Raw genomic sequence first — 19,311 nt, forward strand, 5'->3', positions numbered from 1 at the left:
GGCTAGTAACGACCGAGCATTTCGGTCTCGACGAGGTCACAATTCGATATAGGGATAAATCTCAACTCTCCCCTGGTTTATGTTTGACCATTCACGCAATGACACGGGTCACTCAGTTGTGTTTGGATCAGACTATTTTAATGGGGTTGTGAATGAACGAGTTTCACCAGCAACCAAAATGGTAGATGAACCGTTCATGAGGAACGTGGGCGGCTCCGTTGAAATCTCATGCTGCTGAAGTGTGGAATACTTCCTCCAGGCACAACCGAAGAGGGATGTGATGGCATACATGAGACTGCATATTCGTGTCTACAATCTCAACAAACTCTGAGACGTCCCTGCACAGTTCAGTGAAGTCAATCGCTGTCCACTAGTTCGAGGTCATTGATCAGGTCGCTCAGGTGTTCCAGGCATGGGTAGGTGTTGATCTTCTCAGGGGTGAACAGAGCATCGAGTTGCTGATGCACATCCCATAGAGCCTCTATCTGTCGGCGGTGGTCATTGGTTGTGAATGCTGTGTTGATCGACAGGCACGTAATGCAGCCTGTCGATGAAGCATTTCGAGGTGCCCAAAATGTGGGCAAAAATCCTGAATGCCCAACAAAAAGAAAAAATACACTTCAACGATCCCACCTTGCTGATACGTCTAACAATTGGAGCAGCTCAAAATATTCACAACTTAGAGAGGTTTAGCAAGGCAGAAATATGAGTCAAACCTCGTCTGGTACAGGATTAACAACTGGGTCAAGAGTAAATGCACGTTTTTCGTCAAAACGAACACTTCGAGTCAACTTTGATGGTTGCCCTGTTATGTCTAGGAGTGTGGGTCGATCATCAGCATATGAATGCCAGGGAATCGTCAGCTCAGGGCCGAATGATCCATCTTCAGGGCTTGGTTGGCCCACGTCAGCTTGACTCAAGTCGATTGGATTGGTTCGAGGTCCTGTGTAGATGCCGCTTTCACCATCTGGATCGGTTGGGCAGACTCTCTCTTGGCAGGACTCGCTAGAAGAATCATTAGTTTGATTTTCCTGTGGATCTAGATGCTCTGAAGTCCCAGTTGATTGTCGATCCTCAATGTATTCTTCCGTCAATTCCATCATCACTCCAAAAGTTCCACAAGCTGCCCGCAACAGCGGGGGAGTGAATGGCCAAAGAGTGCACGATGTCATCATGCCTTGAATAACATCAACTCCATCAGATGGTGTGAAGCCATCGTCTGATCCGGTTGGGCTTGTGTTGTGTTGATCGGCAATTGAACCTCCAATTTTTCTTCAAAGATCTGATTCGGAAGATCCTTGATTATTGTCGATTCCTGTCACTAAATCAATCCCGGAAAGACTCACGCCGGAAAAATCAGATACCCCTTTTGTTCCCGAGTCTTGGATTTGACCAGAAGGCGATCTATTCAGGACATCAAAGAAATCTTGTTAACTTTCTTCGAATGAATCGCTGGGATCAGCGGGTCCATCCGAGGTCGCGCCGGAGAATCCTGCTATATTTTGCTTGGCATGCGTATGGAGATCAGCAGAAAAATTGCCAACCTTATTGAGAAACTTAGACATTCCTTCAAGATCACGATATTGATCAAAGCTAGCTTCAATCAGATTGTTCATAGAAGCATTATTTTTAGGGTCATATAAGGTGCCAAACGGATTATCTAGAGTAGAGGTTGCGACAGCAGAGGATGAACTCCAACTACAATTTGACTGGAATCCATAGACAAACTGAAGTGTTGAGACATTTCCAATGTCTATTTATGAATGCTCCCCTTCAAGAAAAGAACGATGGTCGATAGCTTCTGTATCAAGCATGATTCAATCTCCGAATTGAATGGTATTTCGAGGGGTATTTCCCTCCGATGCTTACACCATCTCTGATTTCTACCTTGAATTTGTTGACCTGCCTCATGCAGGTCTGTGACGTTGGTCACTGCGGCGTCACGGCTCCTATTCGGAAGCAGTGTTCCTTCACGTCAAAGCAGGCATGACTTTGGTCGTCACTGACACGGATGGCGCTTGGCGTATGGCTGATGTGATCTGGGTCGATGACGGTGCCAGGAACCCCAAAATCCCAACGTTGTTCCAGGTGGCTGATGTCGATAGCGGCGTCATCAACTGGGTCAACGCTGACCTCGTGACCCATATCTGTCCGAGGGTCTGATTTAAACGCTATCCTCGTATCAAATGACGTGCCCAGGGCCTGAAAACGTCGTTAGCGTAATGGTTATGAAACTTCCTAATCCTGTCTACGTAGGCGGCGGCATCATCGTCGCGGTCATGTTCCTGGCTGTTTTCGTTGGCGGTGCCAACGCTGGTGACTGCCCTCGCAGCCAGTCAGCTGAAGCACCAGCTGCAAAGGGCAATTACTGAGGCTGAACGCCTTTGTTGGCTGGGCGGACTCCATCAGATCGATGCCAGCTGACAACAAACGACTGCGCTGAATCAGCCGACCTGCAGCCTCTTCAATTGATTAGAGGCTCACCCCCAGTTGCCAGGCCAAGAGCCTGTCTTGCTCTGCTTCGGAGAGGAAGGGATCCAGGCAGTGCAGCAGATGTTCAGTAACCGCTGGTTCTCCAAGATCTTGAATGCCCCCCAGCCGCCAACGCTTGAAGGTGTCAGGTTCATTGGCCTGTAGCGCTGTAACCAATTCCCCCATCAGGAACAGGGCAGTCGGGTGTCGGTGGTCATGGCTCATGCGTGACTGAAATGAGTGTTCCCCTGTGGGAGAGGTAAATCAGACTTCGAGGCTGTTATTCAGAAAAGCAACAAGAGGCAGATGGCAAGACCGCCCCCTAGCGATAGAAGCATTGAAGGCACCACTCCACAAGCCCGGAGTTGAAAGGTAATTGCAGGTTCGTTCGAACGGCCTACCTAACGCTTGCCGAGAGAGATACGACATGCCTCAATTCAATTCACCAGAGCCAAGTTTCGCGAACGAACTACTTCAGGATCACGGGGACGGCCGTAGGGGCAAATAAGATATCTTCAGCATCGGTTATATGTGGCCTAACATAGCCAAGATCTGCATCATAATTAACAGAACTTCCGATGAAAGGACTCGTGTCTCCGGAAGATTCGTGAGTGCCATAAAGAGATTTTTTGAGCTTATCAACGAGTTCAGGATCTAAATTTAAAGCATAGCTCCGACTTACAGTCATCTTAACCAACTCCTGCTCTTTGCTAGAAAGATGATCGTAAAGCTCTTCATTTCCATCGTAGGGAATATATACAGTTTTCCAGTCCCACGTGTCGCTACCAGTCAATATTTTCAATGACATATGGCTTCGCTGCCTATCCTCGAAGTCGTAATTATAGTAGTCATCAAGCTCTACTTTTGCCCATATAGTAATCTTTTCCGAGGGGTATCTGACAAGCCTTGTCGCCTTAGCAGAGAATCTTCCTCCATTTGACCATGAGACACAAGGTCCGCCTTCCTTTCTGTTTACAACTAAATACGTGGATGTAAAGCTCTTGCCTTCATGAGTGTGATCTGCTTCAAAATAAATACTATTACCAACACGATCTACTTCGCGAATTTCACTTGTCTTCCAGTTTTTATGCTCTCTTCGCAGTGGAGATAAGTAATAGCTTTGAAGGTCGCCAAGTGACACATAATCTTTTTCGCAGATCGTCTCATACCTATCTTTAGAATAAGGGTCAAATTTCAAATAAACTTCTAAAATTTTCTTTGGCGACGGAGAGCATCCGGCAAGCAATGCAGTAATAGATCCAGCAAGTAGGATGATCTTGCTGATGTTGCTTTTGAAATCATTGTTGACTTTCATTTGCTTGACTCCTTTATTGCAAATCCCATGAGTACAAGTTGTGCACTAAAGCCATTATTCAGTGTTGTATAGATCTGATGAATTGCACTTTTCTCATTCGCCATACTTGAGAGACCATTGAAAATCATAATTCCGCCAACAACCCAGCCAATTGCATGAATAGGTGGACTTGGCGAAGGACTTTGAGCCGGAGGCTTAGCCCGAGGCGGGTAAGAAGGTGGGGCATGAATAGAAGACATGGTGCTGCTAGATTGAAGAATTTTCTGTGTTGGCTTGAAAGCCAGAAGCTCTATGGATTGATTTAAAGAAAATCGTGTCGGGAGATGGATAGCGACACAAAGCGCCCCCTGCTTTCCCCTTGCGGGTCTTGTATAGCTTTCAGCTCAAATGCATCAGGCTTCCCGACAAGATATTGGTCAGCAGTACTGAAGTTTGCCGTTGATGGTTCCGCAGATGCGTGGCTTCCTGTTTGTCACTGGAGTGGGCATCGGGGTAGCCAGCGAAAAGTTTTTGTTAGCGGGTACTTTGCAGGTCAGGCCTTCGCAAACAAACCCTGCACCATCCAACGACACCGCCCCGTCTTTCAGTCGAGATTCCATTCGCGTTTTTGCACTGCGACCACGCCTAGTTTCAGCTTGCTCCATCATTTCTTCGATTTGCTCCATCGGAACCCCCTTATTGAGTAAGTCTTGAATAACCTCTTCAGGTGTTGGTGTGAGCTGCTGCGCTGCAACGGGCAGGGTTGCTGCTGCAACTACGAGTGCAGCTAGCGGGATGGTATTGATCGTGTTCATAGCTGGTTGGTTGTAGAAGAAGAATGTTTTGTCGGGAGCTGGATAGCGACACACACGTCCCCTGCTTTTCCCTTGAGGGTCTTGCATAGCTTTCAGCCCAAGGGCATCAGGCTTCCTGACGGGATGATTGGCAGGATTTTCAATCAACTCTTCTTGTCATTACGTACTGGAAAGATGTATCCCCTTTCTGCGACATAAGAGCTGTTTCTACTCGCCAGCCGTCTCTTGCAAAATAATTCAAGACCTGATCGATAGATGCTTCTTGATTGGCAGGACCAGGACTTTTTCCGCTCACAATATCAGTATTTTCAACACCATCAACAATTACTTTGAAGACTCCATGACTAATCCATCCGCCTATCGTTTGCTGAATGGTTACAACCTTGTGCTGCCATCGAGCTTTTTGCTTAGCCCTCTGTTCAAAGATTGGAGGAGAGCTTGAGTTTGGTGATGAATTATTTGCAACTGCAGGGGGATAGCTTTCGTGCTCCCAACCCTTCCTGTGTTCAGTCATTGATCTGAGGTGAAGTGCAAGGCTCTCGCCCCTTCAACACACAATCAACGATTCGACGAAAAACTTCCTCCCCTATTTGGGGGGAATTCAGTGAGGACTTGATGAATACGCTCCCCTAGGTGAGGGAGTCAGACCTCAACCGCTGCACCCCAGGCAGGAGTCTGCAACCGTTTCCAGCCTTGGCTTTGGAGTGATTGCCACAGCTGGTCGGCAGCGCGTCCTTGCGCAGGTAACGGCGTTCTTTGAGCAGTGGCGGGTCATCGGGCATGCTCCGGCCCCGATCAACGAAGACCTTGGGATCCTGGATCCATGCCTTCTCGTCCCGATGAAACCGCCAGATCCAGAATTCGTCGCGGTCGATCAGCCAGCAGGAGCTGGATGCGTTGCCAGTCCACCTGCGCTCGATGTTGATCGATGAACTCCAGCGTCTGACGCGGGTTGAGCAGCTGCCCGATGAAACCCTTCACCGCCTGTTTTGAAGCTCGACATCTCATCTGAACTCCAGGCCTACCGGAAGGAACGAGCCCGGTTGAGGCAGGGCCAACGCAGCTCCCGGATCGTGGGCAGCACGGAGCCTGAACGCATTTGTTGGTTGGTCGGACTCCATCAGATCGTTGCCAGCCGACAACAAACGACTGCGCTTAATCACCCGACCTGCAGCCTCTTCATTTGACTAGAGGCTCACCCCCAGGAGCCAGGCCAGGAGCCTGTCTTGTTCTGCTTCGTAGAGGAAGGGAGCCAGTCAGTCCAGGAGAAGTTCAGTTACCGCTTGTTCTCCAAGGTCTTGGACACCCCCAAGCAGCCAACGCTAGAAGGTGTCAGGGTCATTGGCTCGTAGTGCTGTAACCAATTCCCCCATCAGGAACAGGGCAATGCGGGTATCGGTGGTCATGGCTCATGCGTGACTGCCATGAGTGTTCCCCGCTCTTCTGAAACAAAAAGAAGCCCCCGCAAAGGCAGGGGCTCCAAAAACATTTGTCAGAGCGTGAGCCTCAATCAGGCACTCATCATTTCGAACAAGTCCTTGTGGCATGCACAGACCTCCTCATCGGTGAAAGCGGGCTGCATATCGAATTCCACTCCGAACATCGCGCGCCAGGGGGCGAAATGCTTGAACAGAACCATGCTGCTTTCTGCTTTGCAGATCACTACGCCACTGCCAGTTTGAGGGCAGTGAGTGCGGCTGATCAATTCGAAGCCGTCAATGTGATCGCCTTCGGCTCCGCTAGCCATGTACTCAATCAACTTGGCGTAAGCAGCCTTTTGCCCTTCGATCTCGGGGAATTGCCAAGTGACGTTGTAAAGCTGCATCTGTTCTGAAAAGTTAAGCCTCCTTCTAGCACTAGAACCGTGGATTTCGTGCAGCGCAGGCGACATCAGCCTGCTCCTCAATCGCCTTAGCCACTGCATCACGGATGAACTGGCTTTGATCGTCCAAGCCCCGCAGGTAGGTGTCAACGGACTGAGGGAAGCGAACACATATCGGCTTTTCTGTCACTGGTTCGTCATGTTGCTGCTTGTACTGGGTGTCTTCTCTTGGAGTCATTTGCCTTGCTCGTACAGCTTTGCCGCCGTATCAGGAGTGGTGGATTGAGGCAGCTCCCAACCCACGGGTTTGACGCCTTCCAGGGTGGAGATTCGCTCGTCCCACAGACCCATCATTTGGTATTCACTCTTAAGGATGTAGTTGAGCGGTTTGCCATCAAGGGTGTAACTGGACGACTGCTCTTCTTGCTTCTTGGCTCCCATACCAACTGCTGCGCCGAAGCCAGTCCAGATCGCCACGGTGGCATAACCATTTTCGGTCATAGCCCTGGCCACACCAGGGACAAGGCCGATGGAGATAAACATGGCGAAAGCACCGCGTGCAAAGCGATCACGCATAAGTTGATCGGGGTTCTTAGTAACAGAAGCCTTTACGCTCAAAACCTTAATGGCTCGTTTGCTGGTGGATGCTTCCATCCACTCAACAAAGTCCTTGCTCTGCTGATCTGTGAGGTCGACCCATTCACGCCCACCTTGCTCTGGTGACGTGTAGATGGCGTAGCGCTTGTGAATGTTTGACTCCCAGCTGCGTGCGGCATCGCGGGTGGTGAACGAAGTGGTCTGGATGATGCTGGCCCTGCCGACGTCGTAATGAGCGGAGATCTGTTTTAGCCGTGTCTGAGGATGCTTGCTGATGTCGATTTTGAAGGCACCGCTGTAGTGATCAAGGACGAGATATAGATCGCATTTATCCATCAACCTTTCTCCATGAACTTGGTTGCAGCGCCCAAGTAGGCTCGGTGGATTAGTTCCCAATCGATGGCATTTTCGACAGCATTGCTATCGCCATTGAGTGCATCGCGGATCTCAGCGAGATAAGGGAAATTTTGACCATTTGGTCCTCATTCCACCAAGTGGTCACCAGTTCAGTGATGGCCATGCCAAACAGTTCGGCGACGTTGCTTAGCTGATCAGAGGTGCGGTTCAAAGCATTGAGACCTTCGTCGTTAAGGCCAAGCAGGACTGCCAGAGCGGTCAGGCGAAGGCCCCAAGCTTCTTTGTCATCAAAACCGCCTTTGACTTGGAGGGTCATGAGCACATCAGCTGCGGCGTACCTGGATTCTCCGGTGAATTGCATGGTGGCCTCGTCTCCGATGTCCACAGCACATCCACGTATACATGGACTTGTCGAGCAATTAGTCCAGGTATACGCGGTTAAGTCCGAAGATCGCCAACCGGCGCTGCAGATCCTATGGATCGCTCTGATGGATGCGATTAGCAACACCTTTGGCCTGCCGGCAGAGGCTCCTGAAGGTCTGCTGGAGATCGCCAATCAGGTTTGGGTCTAACCCCTGGTTTACATACGCCAGCACGCTTTGCAGGTCTCCAAAGAACATTCTTTCGGCGTCCTCAAACGTCTCAAACGGATAAGCCCTGCGGATCTATTGCTTGTACCAGGGAACGCGGTTTGCCACTTTGATTCCGCCCATGCTATTGGGGCGCCGCCCACGGGCTTCTGGTCGATATAAAGAGCCTTGGCTTCTGCCAGCGCCTGTTCAGCGGTCATGGCATCCGTGGTGGTGCACCACATTCACTGATGGCTTTGCACCATTGCTGCAGCCAACCCCATTGTTCAGCCTCAGACAGGTGGCTCAGACGTCTTAATAGTTCAAGGGTCGGAGTCATGCTTCGTCCTCGGTAGTAGCCGAGCACTGATGATGCTGGTTGAACGTCTTGTTAACCCACGTAGTCGATTGAACGTATTGCCATGGATCTAAACGATTACAGATCTCCCGATCATGCGTTGGCGTATCTCGCCAAAGCTGACAGAATCCTGCACCGAAGGGAGGGCGAGGTAGTGTTGTTGTCCTTTATCCCTCCGTCTTCGAAGCGCATCCTTGATCTCGGTACCGGCGACGGTCGTCTCATAGCAATGTTATTACTTCATTGCAAGGACGCACATTTCGTCGGCATCGATAATTCCACCCCCATGATCGATGCGGCTAATCAACGTTTTGTGAATGAGTCGCGCGTTAAAATTATTTCTCATGACTTTGCACAGACACTTCCCGACTTAGGCACTTTTGATGCCATTGTTTCTAGCTTTGCGATTCACCACTGCACGAATAGTCGCAAGCGATCTCTCTATGCCGAGGTCCTTGATCGCCTGAGCCCCCAGGGCGTCTTCTGCAACCTTGACCACGTCGCGTCACCCACAATGTCGCTCCATAAGAGATTTCTGGATGCCATGGCGATAAATCCAGAGGATGAGGATAAAGGCAATATCCTCCTGGATGTCGAAACTCAACTTAATTGGCTCCGTGAAATTGGTTTTCGCGACGTTGATAGCTACTGGAAATGGCTGGAGCTTTGCCTCTTTGGAGGGTTCGTCAGCCAGCATGTCTCAGATAAGTAATGCGGAGCTGTGATGCTAATTCTTCTTTAATTAGCATTCTATGTGAGAAGAGCTTCAAGACTGCTGCCGAAATCTCTCAGGTAGTTCCATGTCAACGCTCTGAAAGTTGGTGGCTGTCATGGGGTAACGGGTTGGTCACCGGGAGGATCCGGTTTGTCCGCTACCGCTCTTGTCGGAGTGCCTGTTCCTTCATCCGCTGAACCCGTTCGAGAACTGACTCGTTGCTGAGTCGAGAATTTAGCCGCTCCACCAACAGTGGAAAGGCCAGCGGGCTGGGCCGCGGGATTTCAACGTGCAGCCATTCCTGGCTTGAGGCGCGTTGCAAGGCCGCCTCCAGGCGCGCGATCTCCAGCTGGTCGTCGAGCACCTCCTGCTGCGCCTGCAGCAGCAAGCGGTTATTCGGCTCATGGCGGCTGAACACATCAAAGAGCAGCGATGCACTGATCTGAAGCTGACCGGCGCTTTTGCTGGATCCAGGGAATCCCCGGTTCATCAGGCCAGCGATCTGGGCGATGGCGCGGAAGCGTCGCCGTTGCAGCTCGGACAGATTCAGTGCGTTTTTCAGATCCCGCTCCAGCTTTTGGCGATCGAGCAGCAGATCGATATGGTCCTCCAGTAGCTCCGCCATGGGGTAGCTCTTCGGTGCCAACAGCTCAAAGCCGTAGTCGTTCACCGACACCGTGATCGTGCCCCGCTCTAGACGGGTGAGCCGCGACGCCCAGAGGAAGCCGATGCCTTCATGCACGAACCGCCCTTCGAAGGGGTAGGCAAAGAGGTGTGTGCCTTCCCGGGTGCGACAGGTCTCAATCAACAGCTGCCCAACCGTCGGTAACACCGAGATGTCCTGTTGTCGATCAAACAGGGGCTTCAGAGCCTGCAGTTCAGCGTTGTCGAGATCACCCCGGCTGGCACGGTCCACCTCGAGACGCAGGTGATGGGTCAGCAGATCGGAGAGGGCCATCTGTCCCCCAGCCCAGGCAGGCACCGTGCGCGTTTTCTTGGTGCTGACCTTCACGTAGGCGGTCATGTCGCGCAGCCGCAGGAATTCCAGCTGACGGCCCGAGAAGAAGAACACATCCTTCGGCTTGAGCTGGCTGATGAAGGTCTCCTCCACATGGCCGAGAACGGCACCACGCACAAAACGCACGGTGATCGCCGGTGCAGCCGTGATCGTTCCGACGTTGAGACGGTGCAGCCGGGCGATGGCCTTGTCGCGAACCCGGTAGCACTGGCTTGCCTGCTCCCACTCGAGCTTGCGGTAGCGGGGATAGGCCCCGAGGCACTCCCCGCCCTGCTCCAGAAACAGCATGCACCAGTCCCAGTCGTCTTGGCTCAGATCGGCGTAGGCCGCACAGCTCCGAACGGCCTGCACGGTCTTGTCGGGATTGAAGCCAGGGCCACAGGCCAACCCCGTGAGGTGCTGCAGCAGCACATCCAGAGGAGCCTTCGGCGGCTTGCGTTGTTCCACCAGACCCTCCCCCAGCCCCCGACGCACAGCACTGAGCTCAAGCAGTTCGAGCGCATTGGTTGGCATGAACAGCACCTGGGATGTTCCACCGGGCAAATGCGCTGATCGCCCCGCCCGTTGCAGCAGGCGCGCCAGATTTTTAGGGCTGCCGATCTGCACCACCTGTTCCACTGGTTGGAAGTCCACCCCGAGGTCCAGGGAGCTGGTGCAGACCACCCAACGAATGCCGCCAGCTTTCACGGAGGCTTCGATCGCTTCCCGCTCGCTGCGATCAATGGCGCTGTGGTGCAGGGCCAATCCCTCCTCCATTTCCGGGCAGGCGAAGCGCAGACACTGGTGCCAACGCTCCGACTGATTGCGGGTATTGGTGAACAACAAGGTACTGATCCCAGGATTCAGGCGGGCCACCAGCTCCTCGTACATCCGCAACCCGAGGTGTCCGGCCCAGGGGAAGCCATCGATCGTCTCTGGAAGGATGCTCTGAATCTCCGTGCTGCGTGCAGGGGCGCCCCCGATCAGCTGCGGTTCGCCTGACGTCCCTAGAGCATGGCGCGCTGCCTGCTCGATGTTGCCGATGGTCGCACTGATGGCCCAGGTCTGGAGCCCGGGGAGCAGCTGCCGCAACCAGCTCAGGCACAGCTCCGTCTGGCTGCCCCGTTTGCTGCCCATCAACTCGTGCCATTCATCGAGGATCACCGTCTGCAGCTGGCCAAACAACGCTTCAGCCTTGGTGTTGCTGAGTAGCAGAGCGAGGGACTCCGGGGTTGTCACCAGAATCTGTGGCGGTGCCTTGAGCTGTTTGGTGCGTTCGCTGCTGCTGCTGTCGCCATTGCGGATGCCCACCCGAATCGGCCAACCCATCGCCTCGATCGGTTCGCGGATCGCCAGCGACAAGTCGCGGCTGAGGGCCCGCAAGGGTGTGATGTAGAGCAAACGTATTCCCTTCAGCGGGTGCTCCTCCGCCAACATCCGCGCGATCGGTCCCATCACGGCGGCGAAGGTTTTGCCAGACCCTGTGGGCACTTGGATCAACCCATTTCGCCCCGTCAGATAAGCGCTCCAGGTCTCTTCCTGAAACGGCAGCGGAGTCCAGTTTCTCTGCGCGAACCAGGCATGAATCGGGTTCAAGCGAGGGTCGCTGGTTGCTGGTTTGGCCTTGGCCTTCGTTTTTGAAGCTGCCATCAGCGGTTCTCGATCAATGCCATCGCTGTCTGGAGTGAATCCGCTTCGTCGGCAGGTTTGTCGCGACGCCAGCGCAGAATCCTTGGGAAACGCACGGCGATGCCGGATTTGTGGCGTTTTGAGGGGTGGATGCCCTCAAATCCGATTTCAAACACCAGCTCGGATTTCAGGGATCGTGCCGGCCCGAAGCGCTGCAGGGTGTTGCGGCGGATCCAGCGGTCGAGCTCAAGGATTTCGGCATCGTTGAGGCCGGAATAAGCCTTGGCGAAGGTCACCAACTGCGGCCTTTCAGTGTTGGTCCAGAGGCCGAAGGTGTAATCGGTGAACAGGTTGGCGCGACGTCCACTGCCGGCTTGGGCATAGAGGAGCACCGCATCGAGGGTCATCGGCTCCAGCTTGTGTTTCCACCAGTTGCCGCGTTTGCGGCCGCTCAAATAAGGCGATTCCGCCCGTTTGAGCATCAGGCCCTCAGCATTGTGCTGACGGGCCTGGTTGCGTTGCGCCTCAAGGTCCTCCCAGGAGTCGATCGACCAGGACGGGCTCTGCTGCAGGCGCCATGCCTCGGGATGCTTGATGTTGTCGAGCAGCTCAGCCAGCTGCTGCTGGCGCTGCCTTAATCCCTGCTGGCGGATGTCGACGCCCTGATGTTCCAGCAGGTCGTAGGCGATGAACCGCATCGGGCAGTCCCGTTTCAACGTTGTTCCAACGGTTTTGCGCCCCAGCCGTCGTTGCAGCTGGTCAAAGCCAAGCGGTGTTGCTGCGTCCTGTCGCCAGCAGATCAGCTCGCCGTCGAGAACGCTGCCGGATGGCAAGGCCTTGGCCACCTCCACAAGCTCAGGAAAGCTCTCGTTCACCAGCTCCTCTCCACGGCTCCAGAGGTAGACCCCGGAACCGCGATGAATCAGTTGCCCGCGGATCCCATCCCATTTCCACTCCAGTTGCCAATCGTTCGCCGATGTCTCCTGCAACCGTTCCGGCTCCAGGGGACTAGCGAGATAAAAGGGGTAAGGCGTGCCCCTGGAACGATGCTCATCCGCGGTTGCGCTGGCGGTGAGTTGAGCGAAGCGCTCAGCAGACGGCTCAAACCCGCCCATCAGCCGTTGCACCACCAGGCTTTCTTCCAGTCCAAACGCTTCGGCAATGGCGCGGCTGATCAGGCCCGTCGACACACCCACACGGAATCCCCCCGTGAGCAACTTGTTGACGATCAAGTGCTGGTCGAGCGGGGTTCGGTGCCAGAGCCAGATCACGGCATTGGCCTGGTCGTCGTCGCTTCGGGTGCTGATGGCAGGGAGCAGCGTGTCCATCCACCAGCTCAGGGGCATGTCTCCCTCACCGCTGGGCAGACCGGGATCGCTTGCTGCAACCCGCTCCTGCACGGCGGGCCAGAGCAGGCTGATGGTTTCGGCTGAGTCGCCCACCTGGCCGTAGCAGTCGTCGATCAGCCAATCCGGCAGACCACCCCGGTCCCGCAGGATGTCGCGGAGTCGGCGACCGGTGATCAGGCGGCGGCGGCGTTTGCCCAACAGCAGCGTCAACGCCCAGGCGGCTTGCTCTTGATCGACCTCCTGAAAGTGATCCACCAGCGCCTGCACCTTGGCTTTGGTGCCCGTGATCTGATCCAGATGATTGAACAGGTCCTGAAAGGCCCGCATGCGCGCTTGAACGGGATGGAACAAATGCCCCGCCATCCTGACAAGACATTTTGTGAGCAGTGCTGGAAATCCGGTGGAAACCTGTGTTGATCTGAGCGACAGCTTCCTGAATCAGCCGGATGGCACTCCTCTGGGACAACCTGGCGCAACAACTTGACACTGTCCGCGCCACTGAGTCAGTAACTGCCGTGGTGACTCCTGTGGCTGTTCCGGAAACAGCTGAGGATCCTTCCGACCGTCAACGTCGACTGCAGAAGGCACTTGAAGCCATCAAAGACAGTGGCAACGCCATGATGATCGAGTCGCTCAATGCTGCGATCGAAGGCCGCCAGGCGAATTTGAACCTTCCTGAACTTCCCGACGGCATCGCCAAGTTCTAGTCCGATTCGCCTTCAAACAGGGTCTCCAGCGGTTCCGCATCCACACCCTCCACGTCACGCAGGTAACGGGCTAGAACGTCGCTCTGGCCATGGGTGACGTACACCTTGCGGGCGCCGCTGTCCCGCACGGTCTGGATCAGTCCAGGCCAGTCGGCATGGTCACTGAGCACGAAGCCCCGCTCGTAGCCCCGCCGTCTCCGGGCGCCGCGAACGGCCATCCAGCCTGAGGCAAAGGCAGTTTGGGGCGCCTTGAAGCGACGCATCCAGCTGGAGCGATGGGCCGAGGGTGGCGCCAGGATCAATCGCCCATGGAGCGGATCCTTGCGCGGCAGTTCACTGACGGGCCGGCTGGGGGTCATGGGAATCCCCGCATCGCGGTAGTGACGCGTCACGGTCTCCACAGCGCCGTGCAGCAGCACCTCCTCCTCGACGCCAATGGCCTTCAGCTCAGCCAGCAAGCGTTGGGCTTTGCCGAAGGCGTAGCAGAACAGCAGTGACGGCCTGCTGCGATCACCGCTCCACCAGGCATGAATGTCCTGGGCCACCTGAGCACCGCTCATCCATCGATAGATCGGCATCCCGAAGGTGGCTTCGGTGATCAACACGTCGCAGCGCACCGGTTCAAAGGGTTCACAGCTGGGGTCGTCATCCCGTTTGTAATCACCGCTCACCACCCACACCTCACCCTCCGACTCCAGGCGGACCTGCGCCGAACCCAGCACGTGTCCTGCACTGTGAAACGACACCTTGCACTGCCCCAGCCAGTGCTCCTCGCCATAGGCCACGGGGTGCAGCGTGATGTCTTGGCCGAGTCTTTGGCGCAGAACCCCTTCACTGGAAGCCACAGCCCAGTACTCCCCGCATCCGGGGCGGGCGTGGTCGGCATGGGCATGGGTGATCAAGGCCCGTGGCACCGGGCGCCACGGGTCAACCCAAGCCTTCGCCGCTCGGCAATACAACCCTTCCGGCGTGCGTTCGATCAAGCCCCGCTGCTGATCGCTGCGGCCAGTCTGAAAGCCCCGTAGCTTGAGTGCGTTTGTTCAGGCCTTAATGAAGCTGCTCGCCGCCGCTCTGTTTGTTTCAGCCCTGGCTGTGCCCGGTTCCGCTCTGGCTCAGAAAAAGATTCCCAAGGCTCAAGGTCACAACCAATGCCCCCTGGGATACGTCAACACCCTGGGCACCACCTGTGTGTCGCCGATCTATTACGAGATGATGCCCACCAACGGTGAGGCCTGCCCCTCTGGCTGGATGAACGTTGGCGCTGGCTATTGCCGCAAGAAGTAATCACTTCTGTTGACGAGGCTTCAGGCCACTCCAGCGTTCGAGGGTGTTGATCGATTGAACACCCTCCAGACGCGTTGCTCCTGGGCGTATCCACGTGGGAATGGATTCAATCTTGGCATCCCTGCATTGCTCAACCTGTTCGGGGAATGCATCGGGAAGACCACACTCCACATAATTCAGTTGGCGTCCGGCCTGTTTGCCGAAGAGCTTCATCTGCTGCTTGCAGGCTGGGCACCAATGGGCACCAAAAAATTTAGCGCCAACCTTGTCGAGCTGGTCTGCCAATTTGATTGTTTGTTCCGTCGATTCCGTGGCGGGTTCAGCAATCGGTTGATTCCAGGGCTGTGCATCTGCTCTGAGGCACGACAAGCCCGTGAGCGCTGCCATCAAAACCAGGCCCCTCATGGCGTTTGGTTGGTTCAGATCTTTCATGCCCCACGCTGTCTTGGTGATCGAAAATCTATTCGAACCAGCATGTTGTCCTGGAGGCCGTTGCTGACTTAACGGCTCATTTCCAGCATGCGCTGCATGGGCTTCATGGCTTTTACACGCATCGATTCATCCATTTCGATCGCAGGCGTGAGGGTCTCCAGGCATGCCTTCAGTTTTTCCAGGGTGTTGAGCCGCATGTAAGGGCAGGCATTGCAGCTGCATCCATCGATCCCCGGCACGTCGAGCAGGGTTTTTTCAGGAACCCGTTGCTGCATCTGATGCAGGATCCCCGGTTCCGTCAGAACGATGAAGCTGTTTGAGGAGCTTTGTTCGGCGTAACTCAACAACTTGCTGGTGGATCCAATGAAATCCGCCAGGTCCAGCAGATTCTGCTGGCACTCGGGGTGGGCGATCACTTCAGCCCCGGGATGTTCGTGCTTCAAGGCAAGCACGGCTTCTTCGCTGAAGGTCTCATGCACGATGCAGCGTCCCGGCCAGAGGGTCAGCTCGCGACCGCTCTGTTGCTGCACCCAGCGCCCCAGGTTCTGATCGGGGGCGAACAGAACGGGCCGATCGGCAGGCAGTTGGTTCACCAGATCAACGGCATTGCTGCTGGTGCAGATCAGATCGCTTTGCGCCTTCACTGCGGCTGTGCAGTTGATGTAGCTCACCACAATGTGATCGGGGTGCTCCGATCGAAATTCGGCGAATTCATCGGAGGGACAGTCGTCCGCCAGGGAGCAACCGGCCTCCAGATCCGGCAGCACCACCGTCTTTTCCGGGCTGAGAATTTTGGCGGTCTCGGCCATGAAGTGAACACCGCAGAACACGATCACGTCTGCATCGGTGTTGGCGGCCTGGCGCGACAGCTCCAGGGAGTCACCGACGAAATCGGCGATGTCCTGGATTTCCGGCTCCTGGTAGTAGTGCGCCAGGATCACGGCATTGCGGTCCTGGCGAAGCCGGTTGATCGCCGCAACAAGGGCGGTGTCAGCGCTCATCAGGACCGGTTCGGGGCAGGATGGCCACAGCCTAGGCATTCGCTCTGAAGCATCTGCGACTTGCCATTGCCGGTGATCTGCACGGCGCCTGGGGCGATGCAGATGAGCAGCTGCTGCAGCAGCTCAAGCCCGACGCTGTTCTTTTCGTTGGTGATCTTGCTGATGGAGACCTGCGTCTGACGCGAAGGATCACGCGGCTTCCCTTCCCCGTGGCCGTGATCCTGGGCAACCACGACCGCGGGCGAGATCGCAGTGGCGGCATCCTCGAGCAACAACTCACTGTGCTCGGCGATCTCCATTGCGCCTGGAGGTCGGTTCACTGGCCCGAGCTCCCCTTGACGGTTGTGGGGGCGCGTCCATGCAGTCCCGGTGGTGGTTTTCACCTGTCGAAAGCGGTGGAAGCGGTGTACGGCCCGGTCACGCTTGAGGCTTCAGCCGAGCGGATCGTGAAGGCCGCCGCCGATGTTCCCGCTGATCAGCCCTTGATCGTGATGGCCCACTGCGGACCCTCCGGATTGGGATCAGAGGCCGCCAGTCCCTGTGGACGGGATTGGAAGACCCCGGCGGTGGACTGGGGGGATCAGGATCTGGCCTTGGCTTTGGATCTCATGGCCCGGACCCGACCCGCCGATCTGGTGATCTTTGGCCACATGCACCATGCCCTCAAACGCGGCTCCGGCTTTCGCCAGACTCTGCTGCGCCACCGCCAAGGTACGGCGCTGATCAACGCCGCCTGCGTGCCGCGCTCAGGGGTTGATGGGGAAGGACGACCTCTGCTGCATCTCTCCTGGGCGGAATTCAAGGGTTCCCATCTGATTCAGCTCGCTCATCGCTGGTACACCCCCGAGGCCGAGTTGATCCATCAGGAGCAGTTGCCGATGGATGCTTCGCTTTCGTGCTGATCTACTTCTGCAGCAGCAGCCATGGCTTTGGCCATGCGGCCCGTGACGCCGCAGTGCTGCAGGAGCTTCGCCACCTGCGTCCCGAGTGGACATTGGTGATGAGCTCGGCTCTGCCAGCCGCAATGCTGACGATGCTGCTGGGGGATGAATCGATTCAGCAACGCCCCTGCCAGTGGGATGTGGGCATGGTGCAGGCCGATGCTCTCGGTGTGAACCGCGCCGCCACCCTCAGCGCCCTCGATCAGCTTGAACAAAGGCTGCCGGCGACGATTCAGGCGGAAGCCAGCTGGCTGGAATCGCAGGGGCAGCCGGTGCTGATTCTCGGGGACATTCCTCCGGCCGCTGCCGCCTTGGCCCAACGTCTGGATGCCCCCCTGGTCTGGATGAGCAATTTCGGATGGGACGACATCTACGGCCCCTTGGGGGATGCCTTTCATCGCTGGGCCGATGCTGCAGCTGAGGCCTATCGGAGCGGTGATCTGCTGTTGCGCTGCCCTTTTGATCTAGCGATGAACTGGGGGATGGCTGAACACAGGCTTGGCCTGGTGTGCGGCCGCCCCCGGGCCATCCCACCTGCTTTTGAGGCTGGTCTGGATGATCTGCAAGCGCCCCTGGTGTTGGTGGGCTTCGGGGGTCTTGGTCTGTCGCTCAGCAGTGAGCTGTTTCAGCTCTGGCCAGGGCACCATTTCCTGTTGCCGGCCTCTGCTGAAGCCTCGTCATCGTCTGAACTGGCTGGGTTGCCTAATCTCACGGTGCTGCCGGATGGCATGCGCCCTGTTGATGTGCTCGGTCGCTGTTCCCGTTTTCTGGGTAAGCCGGGTTTCAGCAGCTTCTGCGAGGCGATGGCCATCGGCGTTGGGCTTCACGTTGTCGAGCGCAGCGGATTTGCTGAAGCATCGGCACTGATGACAGGGCTGCAACGGCATGGTCAGTACCGATGCCTGACGCGATCTGATCTCGACACAGGGGCATGGCAGCTGGATCAGCCTTTGTTGCTGCCAAGTGATGCACCACTGTCTCCATCAGGGGCCCAAGACGCCGCTCGGAGACTGGTGGAATGGGTTGGAGACCATTTTTAATTTGCAGGATTAAAAATTTTTTTTTGCTCCAATACGCGCTCACGCTAATGGCTTGTCCAATTGTTTGACTGGCATATATACCTATTGCCTCGAGGCTTCGGTTCGACAAAGTCATTGCGGATGAGTTTTCTTGTCCGCTTGAGCATTTCATTCGCTTCTGATCTGCTCCTCGTCCTCAGTTGAGGGCATGCTCTTTGAACGCTTTTTATGGCTATCTCTGCTTTCAACGGTCGTCAGACGCTTCAAGCGGCCGTGATTGTCGGAGTTCTGCCTGCTCTCTGTGCCCCGTTAACTGCTCGGGCAAGTTTGTTGCCGCCTTCCTCCAGGGCGCAGTTGGTCCACACCTCAGACGTTCAGCCCAGCCTGGCGATTCCCTATGTGATCACTCCCGAACGCCGGGCCATGCTCAACACGATTCGCTTCGCAGAAGGCACCTGGAAAGGGGGGCTTGATGTCGGCTACCGGGTCATGTTCGGTGGTGGGTTGATGCCTTCGCTCGACCGTCACCCCAATCGCGTGATCTACAGCTCTCGCTACGCCAGTGCTGCTGCAGGGGCTTACCAGTTCATGCCCTTCACCTGGACCATGGTGAAACGCAGCATCGGAGTGCGTGGTTTCGGGCCTGAGGCCCAAGACCAAGGTGCTCTGTTCCTGATCCAGAGACGTAAAGCTCTCGCCCTCACCGATACCGGTGTTCTCAGTCCCCTCCTTGCTGCCAAGTTGGCTCCGGAGTGGGCTTCCTTCCCAACCCTCGCTGGGCGTAGTTACTACGGCCAGCCCGTCAAGAAATACGCAAGGTTGCGCTCCTTCTATGACGTGAATCTCACCGAGCTGCGTCGCCTTCGCGATCTGAAGCGTCAAGCCCTGGTCACTCCAGCTCCACCCGAGGTCTGCACTGGGTCGCGAATCGCATGCGCAACCCAGCTCTGAGG

At 55.7% G+C, this 19,311-nt stretch carries 23 protein-coding genes; 8 read left to right on the forward strand and 15 right to left on the reverse strand.

The annotated features are described in order from the left end of the window. Nucleotides 1–710 precede the first annotated feature (710 nt). A complete protein-coding gene (locus tag KR52_RS14340; protein ID WP_156957668.1) occupies nt 711–1,100 on the reverse strand; it encodes a hypothetical protein in 390 nt (129 codons plus the stop codon). 886 nt (nt 1,101–1,986) lie between these two features. Here KR52_RS14340 and KR52_RS08330 point away from each other — a divergent pair. Then, nucleotides 1,987–2,163: a DUF3104 domain-containing protein gene (locus KR52_RS08330; protein ID WP_084221970.1), complete on the forward strand. Its 177-nt coding sequence runs from the start codon at nt 1,987–1,989 to the stop codon at nt 2,161–2,163. A gap of 309 nt (nt 2,164–2,472) precedes the next feature. Here KR52_RS08330 and KR52_RS08335 read toward each other — a convergent pair whose 3' ends face one another. From KR52_RS08335 to KR52_RS08375, 9 genes are all read right to left on the reverse strand, one after another. After that, nucleotides 2,473–2,697: a hypothetical protein gene (locus KR52_RS08335; protein WP_038554635.1), complete on the reverse strand. Its 225-nt coding sequence runs from the start codon at nt 2,695–2,697 to the stop codon at nt 2,473–2,475. 244 nt (nt 2,698–2,941) lie between these two features. Beyond that, on the reverse strand, nt 2,942–3,787 hold the full coding sequence (locus KR52_RS08340; RefSeq protein WP_038554638.1) for a hypothetical protein: 846 nt from the start codon (nt 3,785–3,787) through the stop codon (nt 2,942–2,944). A gap of 416 nt (nt 3,788–4,203) precedes the next feature. Continuing rightward, the gene (locus KR52_RS08345) at nt 4,204–4,728 is read right to left on the reverse strand and encodes a hypothetical protein (RefSeq protein WP_156957669.1); all 525 of its coding nucleotides are present in this window, start codon (nt 4,726–4,728) and stop codon (nt 4,204–4,206) included. Then, entirely contained in the window at nt 4,721–5,095 is a 375-nt protein-coding gene (locus KR52_RS14345; protein WP_156957670.1) for a hypothetical protein, read from the reverse strand. The genes KR52_RS08345 and KR52_RS14345 overlap by 8 nt, the downstream gene beginning before the upstream one ends. A gap of 115 nt (nt 5,096–5,210) precedes the next feature. Next, the gene (locus KR52_RS13700) at nt 5,211–5,459 is read right to left on the reverse strand and encodes a DUF1651 domain-containing protein (RefSeq protein WP_371257709.1); all 249 of its coding nucleotides are present in this window, start codon (nt 5,457–5,459) and stop codon (nt 5,211–5,213) included. Further along, nucleotides 5,377–5,562, reverse strand: coding sequence for a hypothetical protein (locus tag KR52_RS15120; RefSeq protein ID WP_038554644.1), 186 nt, complete (start codon nt 5,560–5,562; stop codon nt 5,377–5,379). Before KR52_RS15120 ends, KR52_RS13700 begins: the two co-directional genes overlap by 83 nt. 529 nt (nt 5,563–6,091) lie before the next feature. Next, complete coding sequence (locus KR52_RS08360) at nt 6,092–6,472, reverse strand: DUF3303 domain-containing protein (RefSeq protein WP_162175613.1); 381 nt, start codon at nt 6,470–6,472, stop codon at nt 6,092–6,094. A 165-nt stretch (nt 6,473–6,637) separates the two neighbouring features. Beyond that, a complete protein-coding gene (locus KR52_RS08370; RefSeq protein WP_038554654.1) occupies nt 6,638–7,336 on the reverse strand; it encodes a GIY-YIG nuclease family protein in 699 nt (232 codons plus the stop codon). A 49-nt stretch (nt 7,337–7,385) separates the two neighbouring features. Then, entirely contained in the window at nt 7,386–7,673 is a 288-nt protein-coding gene (locus tag KR52_RS08375; protein ID WP_156957672.1) for a hypothetical protein, read from the reverse strand. On the opposite strand from KR52_RS08375, the gene KR52_RS14350 reads away from it, so the two are divergent. Next, entirely contained in the window at nt 7,672–7,929 is a 258-nt protein-coding gene (locus KR52_RS14350) for a hypothetical protein (protein WP_156957673.1), read from the forward strand. The two genes, KR52_RS08375 and KR52_RS14350, sit on opposite strands and share 2 nt — an antisense overlap. Nucleotides 7,930–8,348: 419 nt before the next feature. Beyond that, entirely contained in the window at nt 8,349–8,996 is a 648-nt protein-coding gene (locus KR52_RS08380) for a trans-aconitate 2-methyltransferase (RefSeq protein WP_038554659.1), read from the forward strand. Between the two features lie 160 nt (nt 8,997–9,156). Here the strand turns inward: KR52_RS08380 and KR52_RS08385 are convergent, their stop codons facing one another. Both KR52_RS08385 and KR52_RS08390 read right to left on the reverse strand, forming a co-directional pair. After that, nucleotides 9,157–11,646: a ligase-associated DNA damage response DEXH box helicase gene (locus tag KR52_RS08385; protein ID WP_051834314.1), complete on the reverse strand. Its 2,490-nt coding sequence runs from the start codon at nt 11,644–11,646 to the stop codon at nt 9,157–9,159. Continuing rightward, a complete protein-coding gene (locus tag KR52_RS08390; RefSeq protein ID WP_038554661.1) occupies nt 11,646–13,301 on the reverse strand; it encodes an ATP-dependent DNA ligase in 1,656 nt (551 codons plus the stop codon). Before KR52_RS08390 ends, KR52_RS08385 begins: the two co-directional genes overlap by 1 nt. A gap of 119 nt (nt 13,302–13,420) precedes the next feature. Here KR52_RS08390 and KR52_RS08395 point away from each other — a divergent pair, with 119 nt between their 5' ends. After that, nucleotides 13,421–13,681 (forward strand): hypothetical protein, encoded by a 261-nt coding sequence (locus tag KR52_RS08395; protein ID WP_038554663.1) that lies wholly within the window; start codon nt 13,421–13,423, stop codon nt 13,679–13,681. Here KR52_RS08395 and KR52_RS08400 read toward each other — a convergent pair. Beyond that, nucleotides 13,678–14,664 (reverse strand): ligase-associated DNA damage response exonuclease, encoded by a 987-nt coding sequence (locus KR52_RS08400; protein WP_038554666.1) that lies wholly within the window; start codon nt 14,662–14,664, stop codon nt 13,678–13,680. The two genes, KR52_RS08395 and KR52_RS08400, sit on opposite strands and share 4 nt — an antisense overlap. Nucleotides 14,665–14,731: 67 nt before the next feature. Between KR52_RS08400 and KR52_RS08405 the strand changes: the two genes are divergently transcribed. Then, nucleotides 14,732–14,965 carry a hypothetical protein gene (locus KR52_RS08405; protein WP_038554670.1) on the forward strand — a complete coding sequence of 78 codons (234 nt, stop codon included), beginning with the start codon at nt 14,732–14,734 and terminating at the stop codon, nt 14,963–14,965. Here KR52_RS08405 and KR52_RS08410 read toward each other — a convergent pair whose 3' ends face one another. Continuing rightward, nucleotides 14,966–15,352 carry a hypothetical protein gene (locus KR52_RS08410; RefSeq protein WP_253912358.1) on the reverse strand — a complete coding sequence of 129 codons (387 nt, stop codon included), beginning with the start codon at nt 15,350–15,352 and terminating at the stop codon, nt 14,966–14,968. Between the two features lie 113 nt (nt 15,353–15,465). Further along, a complete protein-coding gene (nadA, locus tag KR52_RS08415; protein ID WP_038554673.1) occupies nt 15,466–16,398 on the reverse strand; it encodes a quinolinate synthase NadA in 933 nt (310 codons plus the stop codon). Nucleotides 16,399–16,451: 53 nt separating this feature from the next. On the opposite strand from nadA, the gene KR52_RS08420 reads away from it, so the two are divergent. The 3 genes from KR52_RS08420 to KR52_RS08430 all read left to right on the forward strand — a co-directional run bounded on the left by KR52_RS08420 (nt 16,452) and on the right by KR52_RS08430 (nt 19,309). Further along, nucleotides 16,452–17,300: a TIGR04168 family protein gene (locus KR52_RS08420; RefSeq protein WP_071840216.1), complete on the forward strand. Its 849-nt coding sequence runs from the start codon at nt 16,452–16,454 to the stop codon at nt 17,298–17,300. After that, nucleotides 17,294–18,379: a hypothetical protein gene (locus tag KR52_RS08425; protein WP_038554678.1), complete on the forward strand. Its 1,086-nt coding sequence runs from the start codon at nt 17,294–17,296 to the stop codon at nt 18,377–18,379. Before KR52_RS08420 ends, KR52_RS08425 begins: the two co-directional genes overlap by 7 nt. A 207-nt stretch (nt 18,380–18,586) precedes the next feature. After that, complete coding sequence (locus KR52_RS08430) at nt 18,587–19,309, forward strand: glycoside hydrolase family 104 protein (protein WP_038554680.1); 723 nt, start codon at nt 18,587–18,589, stop codon at nt 19,307–19,309. Nucleotides 19,310–19,311: the final 2 nt, after the last annotated feature.

The organism is Synechococcus sp. KORDI-52, from assembly GCF_000737595.1.
Lineage (GTDB): Bacteria > Cyanobacteriota > Cyanobacteriia > PCC-6307 > Cyanobiaceae > Parasynechococcus.

Bases quoted from the DNA above. Each gene is read 5' to 3' on its own strand.
- KR52_RS14340 (WP_156957668.1), bottom strand. From the start codon at position 1,100: ATGGAATTGACGGAAGAATACATTGAGGATCGACAATCAACTGGGACT.
- KR52_RS08330 (WP_084221970.1), top strand. From the start codon at position 1,987: ATGACTTTGGTCGTCACTGACACGGATGGCGCTTGGCGTATGGCTGAT.
- KR52_RS08335 (WP_038554635.1), bottom strand. From the start codon at position 2,697: ATGAGCCATGACCACCGACACCCGACTGCCCTGTTCCTGATGGGGGAA.
- KR52_RS08340 (WP_038554638.1), bottom strand. From the start codon at position 3,787: ATGAAAGTCAACAATGATTTCAAAAGCAACATCAGCAAGATCATCCTA.
- KR52_RS14345 (WP_156957670.1), bottom strand. From the start codon at position 5,095: ATGACTGAACACAGGAAGGGTTGGGAGCACGAAAGCTATCCCCCTGCA.
- KR52_RS08360 (WP_162175613.1), bottom strand. From the start codon at position 6,472: ATGTCGCCTGCGCTGCACGAAATCCACGGTTCTAGTGCTAGAAGGAGG.
- KR52_RS08370 (WP_038554654.1), bottom strand. From the start codon at position 7,336: ATGGATAAATGCGATCTATATCTCGTCCTTGATCACTACAGCGGTGCC.
- KR52_RS14350 (WP_156957673.1), top strand. From the start codon at position 7,672: ATGAGCACATCAGCTGCGGCGTACCTGGATTCTCCGGTGAATTGCATG.
- KR52_RS08375 (WP_156957672.1), bottom strand. From the start codon at position 7,673: ATGACCCTCCAAGTCAAAGGCGGTTTTGATGACAAAGAAGCTTGGGGC.
- KR52_RS08380 (WP_038554659.1), top strand. From the start codon at position 8,349: ATGGATCTAAACGATTACAGATCTCCCGATCATGCGTTGGCGTATCTC.
- KR52_RS08385 (WP_051834314.1), bottom strand. From the start codon at position 11,646: ATGGCAGCTTCAAAAACGAAGGCCAAGGCCAAACCAGCAACCAGCGAC.
- KR52_RS08390 (WP_038554661.1), bottom strand. From the start codon at position 13,301: ATGCGGGCCTTTCAGGACCTGTTCAATCATCTGGATCAGATCACGGGC.
- KR52_RS08395 (WP_038554663.1), top strand. From the start codon at position 13,421: ATGGCACTCCTCTGGGACAACCTGGCGCAACAACTTGACACTGTCCGC.
- KR52_RS08405 (WP_038554670.1), top strand. From the start codon at position 14,732: ATGAAGCTGCTCGCCGCCGCTCTGTTTGTTTCAGCCCTGGCTGTGCCC.
- KR52_RS08410 (WP_253912358.1), bottom strand. From the start codon at position 15,352: ATGGCAGCGCTCACGGGCTTGTCGTGCCTCAGAGCAGATGCACAGCCC.
- nadA (WP_038554673.1), bottom strand. From the start codon at position 16,398: ATGAGCGCTGACACCGCCCTTGTTGCGGCGATCAACCGGCTTCGCCAG.
- KR52_RS08430 (WP_038554680.1), top strand. From the start codon at position 18,587: ATGGCTATCTCTGCTTTCAACGGTCGTCAGACGCTTCAAGCGGCCGTG.